The sequence below is a fragment of the Bacillus sp. KICET-3 genome (genome assembly GCF_033261025.1).
Lineage (GTDB): Bacteria > Bacillota > Bacilli > Bacillales > Bacillaceae > Bacillus > Bacillus sonorensis.
Genome location: NZ_CP137345.1, coordinates 3755770 through 3777087, shown reverse-complemented (window position 1 = coordinate 3777087; position 21318 = coordinate 3755770). Strand labels below are relative to the sequence as shown.

At 47.0% G+C, this 21318-nt stretch carries 21 protein-coding genes and 1 pseudogene; 13 read left to right on the top strand and 9 right to left on the bottom strand.

From position 1 onward, the window contains the following. Positions 1-64 precede the first annotated feature (64 nt). Positions 65-1453 carry a class II fumarate hydratase gene (gene fumC / locus R5H20_RS19385; RefSeq protein ID WP_006639032.1) on the top strand — a complete coding sequence of 463 codons (1389 nt, stop codon included), beginning with the start codon at positions 65-67 and terminating at the stop codon, positions 1451-1453. A 63-nt stretch (positions 1454-1516) separates the two neighbouring features. Here fumC and R5H20_RS19380 read toward each other — a convergent pair whose 3' ends face one another. After that, the gene (locus R5H20_RS19380) at positions 1517-2398 is read right to left on the bottom strand and encodes a TetR/AcrR family transcriptional regulator (protein WP_006639031.1); all 882 of its coding nucleotides are present in this window, start codon (positions 2396-2398) and stop codon (positions 1517-1519) included. Positions 2399-2583: 185 nt separating this feature from the next. On the opposite strand from R5H20_RS19380, the gene spxO reads away from it, so the two are divergent. Continuing rightward, entirely contained in the window at positions 2584-2748 is a 165-nt protein-coding gene (gene spxO / locus R5H20_RS19375; RefSeq protein WP_006639030.1) for an anti-adapter protein SpxO, read from the top strand. Between the two features lie 23 nt (positions 2749-2771). On the opposite strand, the gene R5H20_RS19370 is transcribed toward spxO, so the two are convergent. Both R5H20_RS19370 and R5H20_RS19365 read right to left on the bottom strand, forming a co-directional pair. Next, positions 2772-4115 (bottom strand): two-component system sensor histidine kinase CssS, encoded by a 1344-nt coding sequence (locus R5H20_RS19370; RefSeq protein WP_006639029.1) that lies wholly within the window; start codon positions 4113-4115, stop codon positions 2772-2774. Further along, entirely contained in the window at positions 4112-4786 is a 675-nt protein-coding gene (locus R5H20_RS19365; RefSeq protein WP_006639028.1) for a response regulator transcription factor, read from the bottom strand. Before R5H20_RS19365 ends, R5H20_RS19370 begins: the two co-directional genes overlap by 4 nt. Before the next feature lie 232 nt (positions 4787-5018). Between R5H20_RS19365 and R5H20_RS19360 the strand changes: the two genes are divergently transcribed. Beyond that, entirely contained in the window at positions 5019-6389 is a 1371-nt protein-coding gene (locus R5H20_RS19360) for a S1C family serine protease (RefSeq protein WP_006639027.1), read from the top strand. Positions 6390-6436: 47 nt separating this feature from the next. Here R5H20_RS19360 and R5H20_RS19355 read toward each other — a convergent pair whose 3' ends face one another. Then, complete coding sequence (locus R5H20_RS19355; RefSeq protein ID WP_006639026.1) at positions 6437-6901, bottom strand: Dps family protein; 465 nt, start codon at positions 6899-6901, stop codon at positions 6437-6439. Between the two features lie 78 nt (positions 6902-6979). After that, positions 6980-7838: pseudogene (locus R5H20_RS19350) on the bottom strand (oxidoreductase). A gap of 133 nt (positions 7839-7971) precedes the next feature. Here R5H20_RS19350 and R5H20_RS19345 point away from each other — a divergent pair. From R5H20_RS19345 to R5H20_RS19335, 3 genes are all read left to right on the top strand, one after another. Then, positions 7972-9129, top strand: a complete 1158-nt coding sequence (locus tag R5H20_RS19345) for a D-alanyl-D-alanine carboxypeptidase family protein (protein WP_088273043.1) — start codon at positions 7972-7974, stop codon at positions 9127-9129. Positions 9130-9234: 105 nt separating this feature from the next. Next, the gene (locus tag R5H20_RS19340) at positions 9235-11013 is read left to right on the top strand and encodes a M3 family oligoendopeptidase (RefSeq protein WP_006639024.1); all 1779 of its coding nucleotides are present in this window, start codon (positions 9235-9237) and stop codon (positions 11011-11013) included. 85 nt (positions 11014-11098) lie between these two features. After that, on the top strand, positions 11099-11548 hold the full coding sequence (locus R5H20_RS19335) for a YusW family protein (RefSeq protein WP_006639023.1): 450 nt from the start codon (positions 11099-11101) through the stop codon (positions 11546-11548). Between the two features lie 97 nt (positions 11549-11645). Here R5H20_RS19335 and R5H20_RS19330 read toward each other — a convergent pair whose 3' ends face one another. Continuing rightward, on the bottom strand, positions 11646-12623 hold the full coding sequence (locus tag R5H20_RS19330; RefSeq protein ID WP_006639022.1) for an ABC transporter substrate-binding protein: 978 nt from the start codon (positions 12621-12623) through the stop codon (positions 11646-11648). 148 nt (positions 12624-12771) lie between these two features. Here R5H20_RS19330 and R5H20_RS19325 point away from each other — a divergent pair, with 148 nt between their 5' ends. Genes R5H20_RS19325 through R5H20_RS19305 form a run of 5 tightly spaced genes read left to right on the top strand, consistent with a single transcriptional unit; the run spans position 12772 to position 16645 of the window. Then, positions 12772-13773: a FecCD family ABC transporter permease gene (locus tag R5H20_RS19325; RefSeq protein ID WP_006639021.1), complete on the top strand. Its 1002-nt coding sequence runs from the start codon at positions 12772-12774 to the stop codon at positions 13771-13773. Further along, a complete protein-coding gene (locus R5H20_RS19320; RefSeq protein WP_006639020.1) occupies positions 13770-14825 on the top strand; it encodes a FecCD family ABC transporter permease in 1056 nt (351 codons plus the stop codon). The genes R5H20_RS19325 and R5H20_RS19320 overlap by 4 nt, the downstream gene beginning before the upstream one ends. Before the next feature lie 17 nt (positions 14826-14842). Beyond that, positions 14843-15661, top strand: coding sequence for an ABC transporter ATP-binding protein (locus R5H20_RS19315; RefSeq protein WP_006639019.1), 819 nt, complete (start codon positions 14843-14845; stop codon positions 15659-15661). Then, the gene (locus tag R5H20_RS19310) at positions 15654-16394 is read left to right on the top strand and encodes an IucA/IucC family C-terminal-domain containing protein (RefSeq protein ID WP_006639018.1); all 741 of its coding nucleotides are present in this window, start codon (positions 15654-15656) and stop codon (positions 16392-16394) included. Before R5H20_RS19315 ends, R5H20_RS19310 begins: the two co-directional genes overlap by 8 nt. Beyond that, positions 16394-16645: a YusU family protein gene (locus tag R5H20_RS19305; protein ID WP_006639017.1), complete on the top strand. Its 252-nt coding sequence runs from the start codon at positions 16394-16396 to the stop codon at positions 16643-16645. The genes R5H20_RS19310 and R5H20_RS19305 overlap by 1 nt, the downstream gene beginning before the upstream one ends. A gap of 36 nt (positions 16646-16681) precedes the next feature. On the opposite strand, the gene R5H20_RS19300 is transcribed toward R5H20_RS19305, so the two are convergent. Genes R5H20_RS19300 through R5H20_RS19290 form a run of 3 tightly spaced genes read right to left on the bottom strand, consistent with a single transcriptional unit; the run spans position 16682 to position 17505 of the window. Then, on the bottom strand, positions 16682-17023 hold the full coding sequence (locus R5H20_RS19300; RefSeq protein ID WP_006639016.1) for a spore coat protein: 342 nt from the start codon (positions 17021-17023) through the stop codon (positions 16682-16684). Between the two features lie 11 nt (positions 17024-17034). After that, positions 17035-17286, bottom strand: a complete 252-nt coding sequence (locus tag R5H20_RS19295) for a hypothetical protein (protein ID WP_006639015.1) — start codon at positions 17284-17286, stop codon at positions 17035-17037. Between the two features lie 57 nt (positions 17287-17343). Further along, positions 17344-17505, bottom strand: a complete 162-nt coding sequence (locus tag R5H20_RS19290) for a YuzL family protein (RefSeq protein WP_081605413.1) — start codon at positions 17503-17505, stop codon at positions 17344-17346. A 219-nt stretch (positions 17506-17724) separates the two neighbouring features. Between R5H20_RS19290 and R5H20_RS19285 the strand changes: the two genes are divergently transcribed. Both R5H20_RS19285 and R5H20_RS19280 read left to right on the top strand, forming a co-directional pair. Continuing rightward, positions 17725-20115: a 3-hydroxyacyl-CoA dehydrogenase/enoyl-CoA hydratase family protein gene (locus tag R5H20_RS19285; protein WP_006639013.1), complete on the top strand. Its 2391-nt coding sequence runs from the start codon at positions 17725-17727 to the stop codon at positions 20113-20115. An 11-nt stretch (positions 20116-20126) separates the two neighbouring features. Continuing rightward, positions 20127-21302, top strand: coding sequence for an acetyl-CoA C-acetyltransferase (locus tag R5H20_RS19280; protein ID WP_006639012.1), 1176 nt, complete (start codon positions 20127-20129; stop codon positions 21300-21302). The last annotated feature ends 16 nt before the right edge of the window (positions 21303-21318 follow it).

The window sequence follows — 21318 nt, the reverse complement described above, 5'->3', positions numbered from 1 at the left end:
AAGAGGGTTTTTTCAATTTATATCGAAATTAAGTAATGTAGACTGGAGAAGGAAGGGATACATAGTGGATTACAGAATTGAAAAAGATACGATGGGTGAAGTCAAGGTTCCGGCGGATAAATTTTGGGGTGCCCAGACCCAGAGAAGCAAGGAGAACTTCAAAATCGGTTCTGAAAAAATGCCGAAGGAAATTGTGTATGCGTTTGCAATTTTGAAAAGGAGCGCTGCCATTGCAAATGAAAGGCTCGGAAATCTGGAAGCGGAAAAATCTGAAGCGATCGTATCGGTATGCGATGATATTTTAAAAGGAAAATACGACGGCCATTTTCCGCTGGTTGTCTGGCAGACGGGAAGCGGAACGCAAAGCAATATGAACATGAATGAAGTGGTGGCAAACAGGGGAACGGCATACTTGCAGGAAAAAGGCTCAAGCTTGACCATTCATCCGAATGACGATGTCAACCGCAGCCAAAGCTCAAACGACACCTTCCCGACGGCGATGCACGTTGCTGCCGTTCTGGCAATTTACGACAAGCTCGTTCCGGCGATCGACCGCTTGAGAAACACGCTGAATGAAAAGGCTGAAAGCTATCAAGATGTCGTGAAAATCGGCCGCACACATCTTCAGGATGCGACGCCGCTCACACTTGGACAGGAGATCAGCGGCTGGGTATATATGCTTGACCGCTCCAAAGAAATGATTCTCGAAGCAACTGAGAAAATCCGTGAGCTCGCCATCGGAGGAACCGCGGTCGGAACAGGGATCAACGCCCATCCTGAATTCGGCAGCACAGTTGCCGAGGAAATCAGCAGCCTGACCGGGCAGACGTTCAGAAGCTCGCCTAATAAATTCCACGCGCTGACAAGCCATGATGAACTGACCCATGTTCATGGCGCGCTTAAAGCCCTTGCCGCAGATCTGATGAAAATCGCCAATGACGTCAGATGGCTGGCAAGCGGACCGCGCTGCGGAATCGGCGAGCTGACCATCCCTGAAAATGAGCCGGGCAGCTCCATCATGCCGGGCAAGGTGAATCCTACGCAGAGCGAAGCGCTGACAATGATCGCTTCCCAGATCATGGGGAATGACGCTACGATCGGATTTGCCGCAAGTCAGGGCAACTTTGAATTAAACGTGTTTAAACCGGTGATTATTTATAATTTCCTTCAATCGGTACAGCTGCTTGCTGACGGCATGAACTCTTTCCATGATAAATGCGCAGTGGGTATTGAGCCTCATCGTGAGACGATTGAAAAGAACCTGACAAACTCACTGATGCTTGTAACGGCTTTAAACCCGCATATCGGCTATGAAAATGCCGCAAAAATCGCGAAGCTGGCCCATAAAGAGGGACTGACGCTGAAAGAAGCGGCTCTCCGCCTGAATCTTCTAACAGAAGAACAGTTTGACGAAGTGGTCAAACCTGAAGACATGGTGAAGCCGAAAGCATAAACAAAAAAACGGCCGCATATACGGCCGTTTTTTCTTTATCCGCATTAGACCGGACGGTCACCCTCAGCCTGAATTCCGGTTGTCTTTTTTTACCATCCGGGCGAGTCTGTCCGCTTCTTTTTGCAGCGTTTCATATTCCTTTAGATTAAACAGCATTCCTTTGATGACCGCATTTCTTGGTTTTCGTTTCTTCAGCTCATCCTCCAAAATATCAAGGCTTTCGGTCAGGTCTGTTGGGGGAGCGCCGCCAAACTGTTTATCCGCTTTGATCCGCATCTCATTAATCAGCGCTTCTTTCAAAGGATCGAATGTATAAAAAGGGCCAAACCATTTGTCCGCTTTTTCGAGAGAGATCAGTAATTTTTCCTTTCGCTTCATCATTCCCCTGGCCAGATCATCGAGACTGTTCAGCATATGATCGGCGAGCAGATGAAGATCGAACGAATGGTGCAGCAAAATCATGAGTTCAAGATAAACTTCACTCATTCCGTTGATCATAAAGCACAGCTCTGCGCTGTACGGTTCGATCTCTTTTCCGTAAATGTTCTGGATATTTTCAATATGAAGCCGGAGTGTGGTCGACCGCATTTTTTTGGCGAACGCTTCAATTTCTTCATTAACGGGAAGCGGCCGCTCCATGAATTGCATTTTAAGAAACTCTTTGTGTTCGAGAATATTTTCAAAAAAAACGATCAGTTGTTTGTGATAGGCATCCCGCGGGTCGTCATTTTCCGTCCGGATTTTTTGGATTCGGGTAAACACCTTGTCATAGTAATAGTGAAGCACTGAAAGGAGAAGCGCTTCTTTCGATTTAAAATAGATATAAAAAGCGCCTTTTGAGATTTGGCATTCTTTCGCAATTTCTTGAACTGAAGTTGAATTGTAGCCTTTTTTGGCAAAAAGTTTAATCGCTGTTTCAATGATGACTTTTTCTTTTTGTTTCATGGCCTTCACCTTCCTGAAAGGTTGACATCGCAGTTTTCCGGGCGCAGCTGCTGACTGGGGGGTCACTTCTTTTGGCCCGTCATAATTTTAACTAGATTGTAACTTGTTTTTTTGTTTGATATTATTTATATTATAAAGTAAGGTGACCGAGTGGTCAAAACTATGCTGAGAAAGGGTGAAGTTTGTTGAAAGAAATCGATGAAATGATCAGCCGACTGCGCAGCCGAGGCATTAAAGTGGACAAGGTCAAATATCCAAAACATGTCCTGACGCAAAAGAAATGGATGAAAAAGCCGAAGAAAACAGTGAAACCGAGCTATCGCGATTTTAACGGCTATTCGTTTATATGAAAAAAGACTGCAGCGTCTACAGTCTAATTTCTTGGAACGGTTATTGAGTAACAAACACCTGTTTGATCATTCCGAATGGTCATATCTGCTTGATGGAGCGTCAAAATTCGCTTCACGATGCTGAGTCCAATTCCGAATTCGCCTTTCTTCCCTTTATTAAAAGGCTCGTAGAGGCTCGTAAGCATCTCTTCTTCAATGTGAGGCCCGTCATTTCTTATGGTGATGACAATTTGATGTTTCGTCGATTTCATGGTGATCTCGATGAATGTTTCCGCATAGCGGATCTGGTTTTCAAGGACGTTTTCCAAAAGCTTGCTCCACTGTTCCTGATCGCCAGTCATCATGGCATCCTCTTCAAGATCAATCTTCCAGTCCAGATCTTTCTTAGACCATCTTAACCGTTCAACCACTTCTTGAATGACCTCTTGAATATCAAAACTTCCGTATTGTCTTTCCTGCTTTAATAAATAATCAAGTTTTGTAAGATAAAGCAAGTCTTTAATTTTCTTTTCCAGCTTTTCAGCTTCACCTTCAATGACTTGAATCGTGTTTTCCAAGTCCCCTTTAGGATAAATGCCGTCTTTAATGGATTGTGTATAGCCGCGGATCACCATAACAGGCGTTTTCAGGTCATGCGAGATGTTTTGCAGGAGCGTTCGCTCTGTCTCATCCTTTTGAATCAGTTTCTGCCGCATATCCTCAATGGTATGTCCGAGCTTTCCGATTTCATCCTCCCTGTCGACGATGACCGGGTCATCCCAATCCTGCTTGGAAATTCGCTTGACATGCTTTTCAAGCGTTACAAGCGGCCTTGACAAATATTTTGCCAGCCATATTGACGGAATCCAGCTGAGCACAATCACGACGATCAGTATGAACAGCAGCTGTTTGAACAGCGTTTGCGACAAGTCGTCCCGATAAGAGTCAAGCGCATAGGACAATAAAAGAAACGTCTGATCCTGGGCGCGGATTTTCTTTAAAACAAAAAAGATATGTTCGCCGTTAAGGTTCTCCGAATATCTTTTTGACGTTGCCACCTGTTTTTTCGCCAGCTTTTGCACTTTATCGATAAAGGAGTCCGGCAGAATCTGCGGACTTTGATAGACGGTTCCTTTCTCCGGGAGCAGGATATGCTGTACATAGCGGTTGCGGCTCCGTGAGCTGTTTCCTTCAAAGCCTCTTTCTGGCGAATCGGAAAATCCGTATTCTGTCAGGACATGCTGCTCATTCTCGATGTTTGTATAAATTTCATCCGTAAAAAAGTTTCTTAATGTAGTAGAAAATAAAAACATCAGCAAAATAGAGACGGTTAATAAAATGCCGCAAATGACCGTCCAGATTTGAAAGGCGAGCGATTTATTTTTCATGATTTCAACATCCTGTAGCCAAAGCCGTAAATGGTTTCCACTTTAAGCTCCGGCATTTTTTTGCGCAGCCTTCTGACAAGGTCGTCGACGACGCGGTCGGTTCCGAAATAATCGTCTCCCCAGACTTGATTGAGAATATCTTCCCTTGAGAACGCCCGTCCCTGATTGTTCATGAACAGGAGAAGCAGGTCGAATTCTTTTGACGTCAGATTAATTTTGCTGCCGTTTTCATAGACTTCCCGCAGTTCTTCAAATACTTCATATGAAGAAACGGACGTTCCTTTATTCTTTTCTGATGGTTCGTCTTTATAAATCAGCTTGAGCAGCTTTTGAACGCGGATGATCAGTTCCCGCGGAAGAAAAGGCTTTGATATATAATCGCTGCTGCCGAGCTCGAGTCCGAGCACCCTGTCGATATCCGCATCGCGCGCCGAAATGAAGATGACAGGGACATCGGGATCTTCATTTTTTATTTCTTTTATTAGCGCATAGCCGTCGATATCTGGTAACATTATATCGAGAATCCATAAATGGGGTGACTGGCCGATGTGCTGTCTGGCGCTTTCACCATTGAGAAAAGAAGTGACGTGCCAGCCTTCACTTTCTAAATATTTGGTCAGCAGTTCATTTAAATTCTCTTCATCTTCAACTAGATAAATGGTGTATGACAAGGGAGCCACATCCTTTCTACGTCATTATACTAGTTTTAACATAAGTCTGGTCAATTTTCATAATTTCACATAATCTTTTCATTTTTATCCCACAATGTTGGCGTAGGATGCGGATAAGGGAAGAAAGGAACATTATGAAAATATACGGCCGGGTGTCTCTTTTTTGCGCGTGTTAAAGCTTTCTGCCATTTTCGATAGTTGAAGACAAGAAAAACAAAGGAAGTGTACGCACATGGATTTTAGACGCGATGACGCACACAAAAATGAAAATGAACAGCCATTGCAAGAAGAGGCGAAACTACCGGAAATGGCAGGTTCTGAGAATGAGGAACCGGAACAGCAGGTAAAGAAGCCCGAGCTGATTATGAAACAAGATACTGAAGAACAGTCAGATTTTTCTCATAAAGAAACAGCGGCAGCACTGGAAAACGGAAGAGAAACCAGAGCTGCAAAAGAAAAGCGGCGCAAGGCTTCCTGGCTGAGCCCGATTTTGGGAGGCATCATCGGAGGCGGCCTCGTTCTGGGAATCTCTCCGTATCTGCCTGTCGATAAACATGACGAAGCCGTCACAGGCAGTCAGGCAGAAACGAAGCAGTCGCAGAATTTTACAACAAAACCTGTGACAGACGCCGATAATGTCGCGGATATGGTTGAAGATTTGGAGCCGACGATTGTCGGGGTTTCCAATATTCAAACCAGCTTCGGCTTCTCTGAGGATGATGTCGAAGAAAGCGGAACAGGGTCGGGCGTCATCTTTAAAAAAGACGGTGACAAAGCCTATATTATTACAAACAACCATGTCGTTGAAGGGGCGACAAAGGTGACCATTTCCTTGTACAATGGGAAAACGGCGGATGCTAAGATCGTCGGCAGCGACGCTTTAACCGACCTGGCCGTTTTGCAGATCAAAAGCAAAGGTGTAGAAAAGGTTGCGGGTTTTGGAGATTCTTCAAAACTGCGCGCCGGTGAAAAAGTAATCGCGATCGGAAACCCTCTCGGCCTGCAATTTTCAAGAACGGTTACAGAAGGAATCATCAGCGGCGTCAACCGGACGATTGAAGTATCGACATCTGAAGGAAAATGGGATATGAACGTTCTCCAGACAGATGCCGCGATTAATCCGGGAAACAGCGGGGGACCTCTGATCAACAGCAGCGGACAGGTGATCGGGATCAACAGTTTAAAGATCAGCCAAAGCGGTGTTGAATCGCTTGGGTTTGCCATCCCGAGCAATGACGTTCAGCCGATTGTCGATGAGCTTTTGCAAAAAGGAAAAGTAGAACGGCCGTTCTTGGGCGTTCAAATGATCGATATGCAGCAGGTTCCTGAGCAGTATCAGCAAAATGCGCTGGGGCTCTTTGGTGAACAGCTGAACAAAGGCGTGTATATCGATAAAGTCTCACCGGGATCACCTGCAAAAGACGCGGGAATGAAAGCCGGAGATGTCATCGTCAAAATGAACGGCAAAAACGTTGAAACAACTTCTGAGCTCAGGAAGATTCTTTACACTGAAGCAAAAGCGGGAGATACCGTCTCGTTTGAAGTGCTGAGAAAAGGCAAGACAACAACATTGAAAACAAAGCTTGCGAAAAGCAAATCATAAAAAAACGCCATGGCAGCGACCTGCCATGGCGTTTTTTTATGTGTTGATTACTTGTCCAAAAATGAAGAAAGCATCCAAATTTGCTTATCAATTTCCTCTGTCAAGCCGATATAAAGGTCAGCAGTGGCATTGTCTGACTTTTCTTCGGCAAGCTCGATTGCATGTTCAATCTCCTGTCTGATTTGGCGGTAATCGCTGACAAGCGTGGAAACCATGTCAGACGCCGTTTTTTCAGATCCGGATTCTGAGATGGTGCCGTGGTCAAGATAGTCTTTCATAGATGCGAGAGGCTGTCCGCCGATGGCTAATAAACGTTCGGCGATGACGTCGGCTGTTTCGGCGGCATGGTTGTAAAGCTCTTCAAATTTTTCATGCAGCGTAAAGAACTGAGGTCCTTTGACATACCAGTGAAAGCGATGAAGCTTCGTATAGAGGATGAACCAGTTTGACAAATTCGTATTCATTGAGGTTTCAAGTACAGGGTTTTGCTGTTTTAATTGTTGAGAGATCATGTAGATTTCCTCCTCGTGTTTTTCATTTGATACTTATATTATAACAAATATAAAATTAAAATCAATACTAAATTATAATTATTTTAAATAAGGTGATTTCAAAAGTTTTCTGAGGACGGCTCTCTCCCACAATCGCCAAGGAAGCCACGAATGGCAGAAGATCAAGAGGCGAACTCCTTTCCCGACCGGATAGCGGAGCTTGTTGAGCCGTTTTTTCGCCGCCATCCTGCCGATTAATTCGGCGACATCTTCCGGGTTTCCATATTGGCTCCGGCTGTTATTGATGTAGGCTGATATCCGTTCAAAATATCGGGCATATTTCGAATCCGGTTTTGGTAATGTGACACGTTCTGCAAAAGATGTGTCCCAGATTTTTGTCCGGTATGACCCGGGTTCGACCACTGCAACGTCAATGCCGAAAGGTCTCAGTTCAAGGCGGAGGCTTTCTGAAAAGCCTTCGACCGCATATTTGGAAGAAGCGTAGGGGGGAAAAAGCGGGAAAAGCGATCTGTCCGCTTATGCTGCTGATATTGATGATTTTGGCGCCGCCGTCTTTCTTCATATAGGGAAGGACGGCTTTGGTCACGGCAATAAGGCCGAACACATTTGTTTCAAATTGTTTTCTGTAATCGTCCAATGACAGCTCTTCTGCAAATCCTCCGTAAGCAGCTCCCGCATTATTGACGAGAAGGTCGACCGTTCCGTAATGCTTCAGTTTTTCGGAGAATAATCTGATGGATTGCTCATTGGTGACATCCAGATCTGTCACCTCGATTGCTGACCCGGCATTGTGTTCGGCGATCTGTTTTTGCAGTGCTTCCGCTTTTGCCGGTTGTCTCACTGCCGCAATCACAAAATAGGTGTTTGCGAGTTTTAAAGCGGTCAGCAGACCAAATCCGCTGCTGGCCCCTGTTACGATGGCGATTTTATTTTTCAAAGCGGTTCCTCCGTTCGAATGCTTATTGACGAATAACCCTTGTCAGAGGGAAGAAATCATTGCTAAAATTTAAAAAGTGCTAAAAGACATAATGTTGAAAGCCGTTAATTTGCGCTGAAAGCAAGGTGAGACGATGGATAGCAAAGTATCCTTCTTGATGTTTATTGTACTATGTATGACGCTGTTTTTTCATGGTTCGGCCAAAGCCGGGGAAAAACACAAGCCTGACATTAAAAGCGCTTCCGCCATTTTGATCGATGCGAATTCCGGTCAGGCCATTTATGAAAAACACAGCCGCAAAAAAATGTATCCTGCAAGCATAACGAAAATCGCGACGGCGATATATGCGATTGAAAAAGGACATTTGAAAGATGATGTAAAAGTCAGCAAAAAAGCAGCTGAAACGGAAGGGACAAGCGTTTATTTGGAGAAAGGCGAAACCGTTCCGCTAAAACGGCTCCTCCAGGGGCTGCTGATGAACTCCGGGAATGACGCCGGAACAGCGATCGCTGAGCATTTGAGCGGGAGCGTTGAACAATTTGCAGACGACTTGAATGCGTTTGTCGCCAAGCGGGCCGGTGCGACAGACACCCATTTCACGAATCCCCACGGGTTATTTGACAAAAACCATTATACGACAGCCGCCGACATGGCGAAAATCACGGCATATGCCGTGAAGAATAAGACGTTTCGGTCGCTTTTTTCAGAAAAAAAAGCCGCCTGGCACGGGCAGACATGGGATACGACGCTGAAAAACCATCACCGGATGCTGACGGGGGAGATTCCTTATAAAGGGATTACAGGCGGTAAAACAGGCTTTGTCAATGAATCGAAGCATACGCTTGTGACAACGGCAACACGCGGTCAGCTTGATTTGATCGCCGTGGTGATGAAGGCCGATGATCAAAACATGATGTATAGGGATACAAAAAAGCTTCTGGATGAAGGGTTCAATGGTTTTGAAACGGTTGCATACGAAAAAGGCAGACCATTTACAGATCATGATGGTGTCCAGCATAAGCTGAAGGAGACTTTATTTGTCACGAAAAAGAAAGGTGAAATTCTGACAGAGGATCTTGGAAGCGACGGGGCGTTGACGATTGAAGGAGAGGACGGACGGCTGATTCGTTCCCTGCAAATCGCTGACAAGCCCGGAACTGATGAACAGTCTGCCGGGTTTGGGGCCGCACAGGGGGAGCAGCACCATAAAAGCGGGCTTTATTTCTTTTTACTGGGCTTGATTGGATTATTGACGGCCAGCTATGCGGTGAAACGGCTGAGGCAGCTGTAGAAATGATGCCAAAGAAAAGGCGGTTGAACATGAAGCCGTCTTTTTTTAACCTCAAAAGGCAAAATTATCTTATAATGGAATCATGACGAAAAAGGGGGACTGTCCATGAGTTTACAGCATCTGAAGGATACATGGGATCTCGACGTGTTTTTTAAAGGAGGAAGCGATTCCTCAGATTTTCGGGATTATGCAGAGGAAATTAAAACCTTGCTTTCTTCTTTTCAGGAGAAGGCAGATGCCCTTGATGGAGGAAAACCGGACATCGGCAAATTAAAAGACGCGATCGGGCTTTTTGAGAAAATCGATGTGAAAATCAGGCAGTCTCAGGCTTATGTCGGCTGTTTGCAAGCACAGGACATGGCAGACTTAAAAGCGAACGTCCTCAATTTTGAAGTGACCCGGCTGACGGCTGAATTTCAAAAGGTGCTGGTCATGTTTGACAACAAGCTTGCTGATATGGATGACGCCGACTGGAAAACGGTTCTCAAGGAATGTTCAGACATTGCCTATATTTTAAACGAGAGAAGAACAAGGGTAAAAGAAAAGCTCGGAATCAATCAGGAAACTCTGATTGAAGAACTTGCCGTGGATGGGTATCATGCATGGGGAGATTTATATGACAGCATCATCGGCCAAATCCAAATTCCTTATGAAGAAGACGGCAAAACGGAAATCCTCTCGGTCGGCCAGGCGAACAATCTGACATCCAAACCTGATCGAAACATCCGCCGAGCCGTCTCAAAAAATCTGGACCATGCATGGGAGCAGCATGCAGATCTGTTCAGCAGCACGCTCAATCATCTGGCGGGCTTCAGATTAAGCGTGTATCAAGCAAGGGGCTGGGATGATGTGCTGAAAGAGCCGCTAGCCGTCAACCGGATGAAGCTGGAAACCCTTGATGCGATGTGGCAGGTCATTATTGACCATAAAAAACCGTTTGCAGACTATCTTTCGCGAAAGGCATCCCTTCTCGGCTTGGAGCGTTTGGATTGGTATGATGTCGATGCGCCGATCGGTTCGTCTGCAAAGGAATACTCATATGACGAGGCGGCATCTTTTATCACCAGTCAGTTCGAAACGTTTGGCAAAAAGCTTTCTTCCTTTTCTGAAAAAGCGTTCAAAGACAGGTGGATTGAGGCCGAGAACAGGAGCGGCAAAAGGCCCGGCGGATTTTGCGCCAACTTTCCGGACAGCGGCCAGTCGAGAATATTCATGACCTATTCCGGAAGCGCCTCAAACGTTTCAACCCTCGCTCACGAGCTTGGCCATGCTTTTCATCAGGACGTCATCATGGGCGTCAGGCCGCTGAACAGGGGGTATGCGATGAATGTCGCCGAAACCGCCTCGACATTTGCGGAAATGATCGCTGCAGATGCCGCGTTAAAACAGGCTGGTTCTGAGGAAGAAAAGCTTGTTCTTCTTGAAGATAAAGTTCAGCGGAGCGTCGCCTTTTTCATGAATATACACGCAAGATTTTTATTTGAAACCCGCTTTTATGAGGAGCGCAAAAACGGCGTTGTTTCCGTAACCAGGCTGAACGAGCTCATGGAAGAGGCTCAAAGAGAGGCGTTTTGCGGGGCGCTCGGCGAGTATCATCCGTATTTCTGGGCTTCAAAACTGCATTTTTATATTACGTCGATCCCGTTTTATAATTTTCCGTATACGTTCGGCTATCTGTTTTCACTCGGCATTTACGCCAGAGCTCTGAAGGAGGGGCGGGACTTTGAAGAAAAGTATATCGCCCTGTTAAAAGATACGGCTTGCATGTCTGTTGAAGATCTGGCGATGAAGCATCTCGGCGCCGATTTGACGAAACGGGATTTCTGGGAGGAAGCCATACAGCCCGCCCTCCGGGATGTGGAAGCGTTTTTGAAGATGACTTGAATCCCCAGCCGTTCTCTTTATTTGAATGAGCTGCAGCAAACGTGGACATAGCTAAGAATAATGTGCATATAGGAGATGAAACTGTATGAACTTATTTCGGATGGCCTGCATTGCTGTGCTCGTCATATGGATGAACGGCTGTCAGGCGGCGCCTGGGGAGCATGTCAAAGGCCAAAAGACCGCTGCGGAGGACGCGCCCGTCTCAGATGTAAAAAGCGTCCCGTATGATTTGTTTGCCCTGAAAGTAAATTACGGGGACGGAAAGCATAATACGTTTGAAGCGGAGTATCATAAACAGGAGCGCGAAGAAGCTGAAATCAAAGACAAATTAAATGATGCGGATCGTGAAGGGGAGGAAGCTTTAAATGAAATGAAAATGGTGCTGAGCGAACTCTCCGTCACCAAATCTGACAAAGAATCGGCGGTCATTCGCAACGTGCTGGAGGCTTTTAACCTTGATGACGGATATGACCGGTTTCAGCTGAAGGTCAAATGGGCTGATGGAACATCAAAAATATATACCGGAACATCATAAAGGAGCATTTCCGTTTCGGAAATGCTCCTTTCACTTTACAAAGCTTGGTGTATACACTCACGCATTTAAAACAACATCGGGTTTGCCTGATGAATTACTACGATTTCAGAAAATATTTTTCAATGTCATCAAGGAACAGGTATGCCGCTTTAACACCGCCGGCCGTTGTCCAGATGGCATCATCGACTTCATGCGCATTTCCGGATTTTACGGCATTCAGCTTTTTCCAAAGCGGATCGCTTGTCCAGTCATTTTTCCATGTCAACGCATCCTTTTTGCTTTCGGCAGGTTGATATGTGAAATAAAACAGAACATCCCCGTCCATTTCCGGAATCGATTCTTTGCTTTCCGTCATAAATACAAATTTGTCTTTTTGTTTTTCAAACAGCTTTTTCTGCTTTTCAGGGAAATCGAATCCGAGCTGTTTCAAAATAATGCCCGGGAATGAATCTTCATAATAGATCCTTGACTGGCCGGCCATGAATCGGATGACTGAAACCCGTTTCTTTTTCTGATCGCCAAGCTTTTTGCTTAATTCGCTGACCCGGTTATCAAAATTCTTTAACACTTCTTTTCCTTTAGCCTCTTTGTTGACCGCTTTTGCATAAAGCGAGAAGTTGTCTTTCCATTCGCCGCGGAGCGTTTCGGAGAAGACCGTTGGAGCGATTTGTTCAAGCTTGTCATAAATTTTTTCATGCCTCATTTTGTTCCCGATGATCAGATCGGGCTTCAGTTCGGCAATTGCTTCAATATTCGGCTCGCCTTCAAGTCCGACTTCTTTTACGCCTTTCATCTCATCTTTGATGTGGCTGTACCACGGATCGCCCGTCCATGATTTGACTGCGCCCACCGGTTTAATCCCCAGCTCCAAAAGCGCTTCTGTCCCTTCATTTGTCAGCACGACCACCCTTTTGGGATCAGCTGGTACTTTATTCTCAGTGCCCATTGCATGCTTAACGGTTATCGTATTCTTGCTTTCTCCGCCGCTTGCGGAATCATCTTTACCGCCGCTGCAGGCCGCAAGTGCGGAAACCGCTAACAATGCGATGAGTCCGATTAATGACCATCTTTTCATGTGTGTCCTCCTCAGAATGAAAGTCTTTCATCATGATCTTAATTTTGACAAAGAATTTTGTCAATTGTTAATTGAAAATGATTTTCAAGATCAGTGTTATCTGATACAATAGCCAGTAGATGTGCAGTTAAAGTAGGAGAAAATATGTATGCTCTTCACAACGAATAAATATAGAACAATCGCACTACTGGCTTTCATTTTGATTTTAATAGCCGCCATTTGCGCCAGCGTCGTCTATGGCTACACAAATACGTCCTGGTCAATGGCCTACAAAGCGTTCACTGATTTTAACGGTTCAAACGAGCACCTCGTGCTGAGAAACGTGCGTTTGCCGCGCGCTTTGATCGCCGCCGTTGTTGGCGCTTCACTCGGAGTCGCCGGCGCTTTAATGCAGGCGATGACGAAAAATCCTCTCGCCTCACCCGGCATTTTCGGGGTGAATGCTGGGGCCGGTTTTTTCGTCGTCTGCGCTCTGTTTTTCTTTCATATCGGATCACTTCAGGCGGTTGCGTGGATTTCGTTTGCCGGAGCGGCGTTTGCTGCTTCAGCCGTTTATTTTATCGGCTCACTTGGAAGGGAAGGCTTGACCCCTGTAAAGCTGACGCTTGCCGGAGCTGCGATGTCGGCGTTGTTTTCATCTTTGACACAAGGGATGCTCTCAGTTAATGAAGCGGCTCTTGAGCAGGCGCTCTTTTGGCTGGCAGGCTCTGTACAGGGGCGCGACCTCAGTCTGCTGCTATCTGTCCTGCCTTATATTGTGCCGGCATTCATCATCAGCTTTCTGCTGGGCTCCAAAATCAATGTGCTGACAATGGGGGAGGAAGTGGCCAAAAGCCTTGGCCAGAAGACATGGCTTGTCAAAGCGCTGATGGCTCTCTCAATTATTTTGCTTGCCGGCGGTTCGGTAGCGGTTGCCGGGCCGATCGGCTTCATCGGCATCGTCATCCCGCATTTTGCGAAATTCATCGTCGGTCATGATCATCGCTGGGTTCTGCCATACTGCGCCGTACTCGGTGCGATCCTGCTCGTGGCCGCCGATATCGGCGCAAGGTACCTGATTATGCCTGAAGAGGTTCCGGTCGGCGTCATGACAGCCATCATTGGAATACCCATTTTTGTATACATTGCGAGAAGGGGGTTCCAACATTGAAGAATTATCGCACACTGCGGATCGGGAAAAGCGGCGTCTCATTTTTAATCGGCAAAAAAGCGCTGCTTTCCTTTATCATCTTATTGCTTGCCACGGCATTGGCCGTCGTGCTCAGCGCGGGGATCGGCGAACGGTTTATTTCCCCGGGGACCGTGTTGAGGACCTTTTTTGGAGCCGGAGATCCGGCGGATGAACTGATCATCATGTCATTTAGAATGCCGAGAATTTTGGTTGCGTTGTTTGCGGGAATCTGTCTGGCGGCGGCCGGATCCATTCTTCAAGGGCTGATTCGCAACCCGCTGGCGTCTCCGGACGTAATCGGTGTTACAGGCGGGGCATCGGTTGCCGTCGTCTTGTTTTTAATGCTGTTCTCAAACAGCAGCAACGCGCTTACGGTCAGCCTCGGCTGGCTTCCTGTCGCCGCATTTATCGGTGCGGCATTGGCCGGGATGCTCGTATATGTTCTGTCTTATAAAAACGGCGCCTCTACATTTCGGCTCATTTTAATCGGCATCGGCTTTTCAATGCTGGCCCAGTCTTTAACGACTCTGTTTATGATTAAAGGGCCGATATACAGAATGTCACAGGCGAATGTATGGATTACCGGATCAGTATATGGATCGAACTGGCAGGATGTGCATATTTTATTGCCGTCTGCGCTCATCCTTTTAGTGATATGCGCTGCAGCTGCCAGAAGCATCAACATTCAGACGCTCGGGGAAGAATTGGCGACAGGCGCAGGCAGCGCCGTTCAGCAGAATCGCTTTTTGCTTCTTTTGCTGAGCACCGGCTTTGCCGGAATCGCTGTCGCTTTTTCCGGAACCGTCGGCTTTGTCGGCCTGATGGCTCCACATATCGCAAGAAGGCTTGTCGGCTCTTCATTCGGAGCCCTCTTGCCGGTCGCTTCGCTGATTGGCGGACTGCTGGTTCTTACGGCCGATCTGATCGGGAGAACGCTGTTTTCTCCTGTTGAAGTGCCTGCGGGCGTGTTCACGGCCGCAATCGGAGCCCCTTATTTCATCTACTTGCTGTATAAAAGCAGAAACCAATAAAAGGAGAGATTTCATTTATGAGTGCCATTTCAACAGAAACGTTAAGCTTAGGCTATGGAGAAACAATCATTATTGATGAATTAAACTTAACGATACCAAAAGGTGAAATCACTGTATTTATCGGCAGCAACGGCTGCGGTAAATCGACTCTCCTTCGGTCTCTTGCGCGTTTGATGAAGCCAAAAGGCGGGTCTGTGCTGCTTGAGGGCAAATCGATCGCCAAGCTTCCGACAAAAGAGGTGGCAAAAGAGCTCGCCATTCTTCCTCAAGGACCTGCGGCACCGGAAGGCTTGACGGTTCTCCAGCTTGTCAAGCAGGGAAGATATCCTTATCAAAATTGGCTCAAACAATGGTCTGCGGAAGATGAAGAAGCCGTCAATAAAGCATTAAAAGCGACCAGAATGGAAGAGCTTGCCGAGCGTACGGTCGATTCATTATCAGGCGGCCAGCGTCAGCGCGCCTGGATCGCCATGACGCTCGCCCAGGAAACGGATATCATTTTATTGGATGAACCGACGACATATTTAGATATGACCCATCAAATCGAAATTCTCGATCTTCTGTTTGAATTAAATGAACATGAAAAGCGCACAATTGTGATGGTGCTTCATGATTTGAATCTCGCCTGCCGCTATGCGCATCATTTAGTGGCGATCAAGGATAAGCAGATTTATGCGGAAGGCAGACCTGAATCGATTATTAACTGTCAGCTTGTCCAGGATGTGTTTGAAATGGATTGTGAAGTAACGAGAGATCCGCTTTTCGGCACACCGCACTGTATTCCGTACGGCAGGGGAAGATGCATTGTACAGCAGGTAGCTGAATCCCATGCTTAATTTAAAAGAAAAGGAGCTTGAGTCTCTGCTTCGTTTCCGCCTTGGGACGAAACGGACCGGCTCCTTGCTGTCTGTAAAGGGCGGACAGCTTTTGAATGAAGATTTTTTGAAACGCTATCTGCACGAGATGAAAGGGCGGCTCAATGCTCCGAACGAGAAGGTTGCCGCCTCTTTGATGCTGAAAAGCTGCGGAATGCTCGTCGCGCTTCATTTTTATCTGTTTACTGTTTTCGGAAAACGTTTGCCCGGCGACCCTTCTTTGATGTCTTGGGAAATCGATGATGAAAGTCAGGGCTGGCTGCCTTCCTTTTATTTTGACCGGGGGGCGGAAATCGCAGAGGGGAGCCGGGAAGAGCAGCTAAAAAAGCTGACGGAAGACGTGTTCAAGCATCATGTGAGTCAGCTGATTACATCATGTTGTCAGACATGCTCGATTTCAAAGCGGATTCTTTGGGAAAATATTGCGGTTTACCTTTTTTGGATGTATGGCACGGTGCAGACGGAGATGACGGATCCGGAAATGAAAAAACGGGCCAAGCGGGATTTCTATTTTCTGTTATATGAAGCGGAGCCTGAGCTTTTTGGCTTGTCCGAGCATCCGTTTGCCGGATTTTATCCGGGGCAGGCAAAGGAACAGACGCGCTCTACCTGCTGTCTGTATTATGCAACGGACAAAAACGGTGTAACCTGCAGCACATGTCCGAGAAAAAAGCAAAAAGAAAGGGTGTCATGATGGAGCGGAAACTTCAGGAGCAGCTGGACGGACTCCTTGAAAAATATACGGAGCTGCTTTTGGGCCGGACAGATAAAGAGCTTCAGGAACAGGTGAAAATGTGGATCGTTTATTCGCATATCGCCAAAAGCATGCCGCCGCTCGTCAAGCATTGGAATCATACATATCCAGATGCAAAAGAAGGAATTAAAGAAGTCATCCAAAGCATCAAAAAAATGAATGAAGCGCATCGCGCCGACCAGCAGAAATAAGCAGAGATATCTTCAATCTCTCTGCTTATGTTCGTTTTATTGGCTGTTTTGATAGGGCGACTGCATGTGAAGAGTCGATTGAAACTGCTGGTATGTCTGCTGGATTTTTTGCGCATCTTCCGCTTCAACTTTGTACCAGCCGTTTTGAAACATGACATCGTATAATCTCCGCTGTGCGTTTTGCGCTTCCTGAAAAAGAGGCTGAATGGCCTGATAAAGAGACGAGTGGCTCAGTTCATTCAGCGCTGTGGAGTATGCGGATGTGATATATTTTTCGGTAGTGAGCAGTTCATTGACAAAATCCCTGTCATTCATGGCGCTCGTCTTTGGAACGGGGGTTTCCTGATTGCCGATTTTTTGCTGATTTTGCTGGTTCATCTTTCGTCCTCCTATTGCATATAGCCTGACGGATTCTGGTTTTGTGCCTGACGAAGCTGCTCCAGAATCGTGTTGTAGTGGTTATGGTGCATTTGCCCGACGCGGTCAAGCTCTGCTTTTAGCGACTGATCCTGACACTGTTCCGCCATAAAATGAGCTTTTTTCATCGCGAGCAAATTCCAATTCAGCATATCCTGCAAATATAAATGATCCTTTGTAGAAATGACTGGCGGCGGTGCTGTCATTCCCTGCTGATTCTGCATGCTGGACGCCTCCTTTTGTTTTTTAATACGTAAAGATTGCAATGCTTTTAAAAAGGGCTAATGTTCTTCAGGAACACCTATGTTATGCTTTTTATACTGCTGGTTTTGACTTGTGCGTTTGCCGCCCGCATTTTCTTTTTTGTAGTCGGGCCCCGCGTTTCCTTTCATGCTTGCCGCGCTGACTGCCGCAGAAGAAGGGTTCTTTCTTTCGCGTACCATGCCTTCACCTCCTCTGTATAAGCCTGTCCCAAAAGCCGTGAAACATGTAACAAGCGAAAGCCCGGCTGCCGGCAACCATTCAAAAAATTTCTGACATTTTGCACGAAGGCTATTGAACTCATTTCCAAAATCTTTTAAGATGGAAGAAGACAGGGAAGTTTTATTTTTTTGAAGCAAAAATGAATGAGTATTCATTCAAAGTGTGGGGGAGGATCATTCATGGTCAAGCATATTCGAAAAGCCGCCGTTTTAGGATCAGGAGTCATGGGATCTGGAATCGCGGCTCATTTAGCCAATATCGGCATTCCTGTGTTAATGCTCGATATGGTTCCAAATGAATTAACGGAAGAAGAAGAAAAAAAGGGCCGCACTCTTCAAGACCCCGACGTCCGCAACCGGCTGGCCAGAACGGCTGTCAAAAGGCTGCTCAAGCAAAAGCCGGCACCGCTGACTTCCAAGAAGAACATCGGCTATATCACGACAGGGAATATGGAAGATGATTTTGAAAAAATCAAAGAAGCCGATTGGATTATTGAAGTGGTCGTTGAAAATCTGGACATCAAAAAGCAAGTGTTTTCTAAAGTCGACCAATACAGAAAACAAGGGAGCATCGTCAGCAGCAACACCTCTGGAATTTCCGTCAAGCAAATGGCGGAGGGAAGATCACAGGATTTCAAAAAACACTTTTTGGGAACTCATTTTTTCAATCCAGCCCGCTATTTAAAGCTTCTGGAAATCATTCCGATCGAAGAGACCGATCCGGACATACTGTCCTTTATGAAAGCATTTGGTGAGGACGTTCTTGGCAAAGGGGTGGTTGTCGCTAAAGACACGCCAAACTTCATCGCCAACCGCATTGGAACATACGGACTTCTTGTGACGGTCCAGGAAATGCTTAAGGGCGGCTATTCGGTTGGTGAAGTGGATTCGATTACAGGCCCTCTCATCGGACGGCCGAAAAGCGCAACGTTCAGAACGCTTGATGTCGTCGGACTTGATACATTTTCACACGTCGCCAAAAATGTGCACGATCAGGTTGAAGGAGAAGAGAAAAAGATTTTCCGTCTGCCCGAGTTTATTGACAGCATGCTTCAAAACGGCTGGATCGGCAGCAAAGCGAAACAAGGCTTTTATAAAAAAGAAGGAAAAGACATTTTTGAGCTCGATCCGATGACAATGACATACGGCGAGCGCAAAAAAATAAATACGCCCGGGCTTGAAGCAGCTAAGCAAATGAAAGGATGCGGGGCAAGAATGAAAGCGCTTGTTTATTCGGATGACCGGGCCGGAACCCTGCTTTGGAATATCACGGCGCCTACCCTGGCATACTCGGCAGCCCTGACAGGAAAAATCGCCGACAGCATAACAGCTGTCGACCAAGCGATGAAATGGGGATTTGGCTGGTCTGAAGGGCCTTTCGAAATGTGGGACAGCATCGGTGTAAAAAAATCGGTGGCAAAACTTGAAGCCGGCGGCTGGAAGATTGCGGATTGGGTCAAGGAGATGCTTGGCAAAGGGCATGAATCATTTTACCTCCATGAAAATGGAAAAACGTTTTTCTACGATATCAAAAGCGGTGATTATCGGGCGCTTCAGGAAAACAAGAAAAACATCCATCTGTCTTCCATCAAGGAGACAAAAGGTGTCATCAAGAAAAACAGCGGCGCGAGTTTAATAGATTTGGGCGATGATGTCGCACTGCTGGAGTTTCATTCGAAAAGCAATGCGATCGGCTTTGATATTATCCAAATGCTGAATGCCGCGCTTGATGAAGTGGATGCCAACTATAAAGGGCTTGTCATCGGCAATCAGGGCAAAAACTTCTGCGTCGGCGCAAATCTGGCGATGATGCTCATGGAGGCCCAAGACGAAAATTACTTCGAAATTGATATGATCATCCGCCAGTTCCAGCAGACGATGATGAGAGTGAAATACAGCTCAAAGCCGGTGGTCGCCGCACCGTTCGGCATGACGCTGGGCGGTGGAACAGAGCTGTGCCTGCCTGCAGCGCGTGTCCAGGCCTCAAGTGAATCCTATATGGGTCTCGTGGAAACGGGAGTCGGCCTGATTCCAGGGGGAGGAGGCAACAAAGAGCTTTATTTAAATCATATCAAAGGGCTGCCTGAAGGGGGCCAGGCTGATATTCAGCAGGCGGCAAACCGCACATTTGAAACGATTGCCTTGGCGAAAACATCGACATCCGCACACGAAGCCAGAGAATTAAATATTTTAACCGCACACGATCAGATCAGCATGAATCAGGATCATCTGCTGTACGACGCGAAATCGCTTGTCCTGGCGCTTTATGAAGCAGGCTACCGTCCTCCGGTCAAGGAAAAAGTCCGGGTCGTTGGCGAAACCGGTTATGCCGCGCTCCTGCTCGGAGCAGAAGCTTTGATGCTGTCCGGGGCAATCTCTGATCATGATATGAAGATCGCGAAAAAGCTGGCGTTTGTCATTGCCGGCGGAAGAGTCCCATACGGCGCGGAAGTTTCAGAGGAATATTTGCTTGACTTGGAAAGAGAAGCTTTTCTGAGCCTTGTGGGTGAACCAAAATCCCAGGCGAGAATGCAGCATATGCTTGTGAAAGGAAAACCTTTGCGTAATTAGGAGGGAAACATATGAAAGAGGCAGTCATTGTGTCGGGAGCAAGAACCCCGGTCGGAAAAGCAAAAAAAGGTTCATTGAAAACAGTCCGCCCTGATGACCTGGGAGCTCACGCTGTAAAAGAAACACTGAAAAGAGCCGGCGGATATGAAGGAAACATCGACGATTTGATTATCGGCTGCGCCACACCCGAAGCTGAACAAGGATTGAACATGGCCCGGAACATCGGAGCGCTTGCCGGTCTTCCTCATACTGTGCCGGCTGTCACGGTCAACAGGTATTGCTCTTCAGGGCTTCAATCGATTGCATACGGAGCAGAAAAGATTATGCTCGGCGCAGCGGACACGATCATTGCCGGCGGCGCAGAGTCAATGAGCATCGTGCCAATGATGGGGCATATCGTCAGACCGAACGCGGCTCTGGCGGAAACGGCTCCCGAATATTATATGGGAATGGGGCACACGGCAGAGCAGGTTGCCATGAAATACGGCGTGTCCCGGGAAGATCAGGACGCATTCGCCGTCAGCAGCCATCAAAAAGCGGCCAAAGCGATAGCTGAAGGGAAATTCACAGACGAAATCGCACCGCTGGAGGTCACTGTCAGAGAAGTAGACGAAAACCATCGATTAAAGGAAGAAACGTTTACGTTTTCTGTCGATGAAGGCGTCCGTCCGCAGACGACGGCGGAAGTGCTTTCCACCTTAAAGCCCGCATTCTCCGCAAAAGGAACGGTTACTGCGGGAAATTCTTCGCAGACGAGCGATGGAGCTGCAGCCGTCATGCTGATGGACAGAGAGAAGGCGGATGCGCTTGGTTTGGCGCCGCTGGCAAAATTCAGGTCGTTTGCAGTCGGCGGCGTTCCGCCTGAAGTGATGGGAATCGGTCCGGTTGAAGCAGTGCCGCGCGCGTTGAAAATGGCGGGGCTTGAGCTGAAGGACATCGGCTTATTTGAATTAAATGAAGCCTTTGCATCACAGGCGATTCAAGTCATCAGAGCGCTTGGGATTGATGAAGAGAAAGTCAATGTAAACGGCGGAGCGATCGCGCTGGGCCATCCGCTCGGCTGTACGGGAACGAAGCTGGCTCTGACGCTCATCCACGAAATGCGGAGGAGAAACGAACAATTCGGTGTCGTGACGATGTGCATCGGCGGCGGCATGGGAGCAGCGGGCGTCTTTGAATTAGTTTAAAAAAGGGGATGGGAAT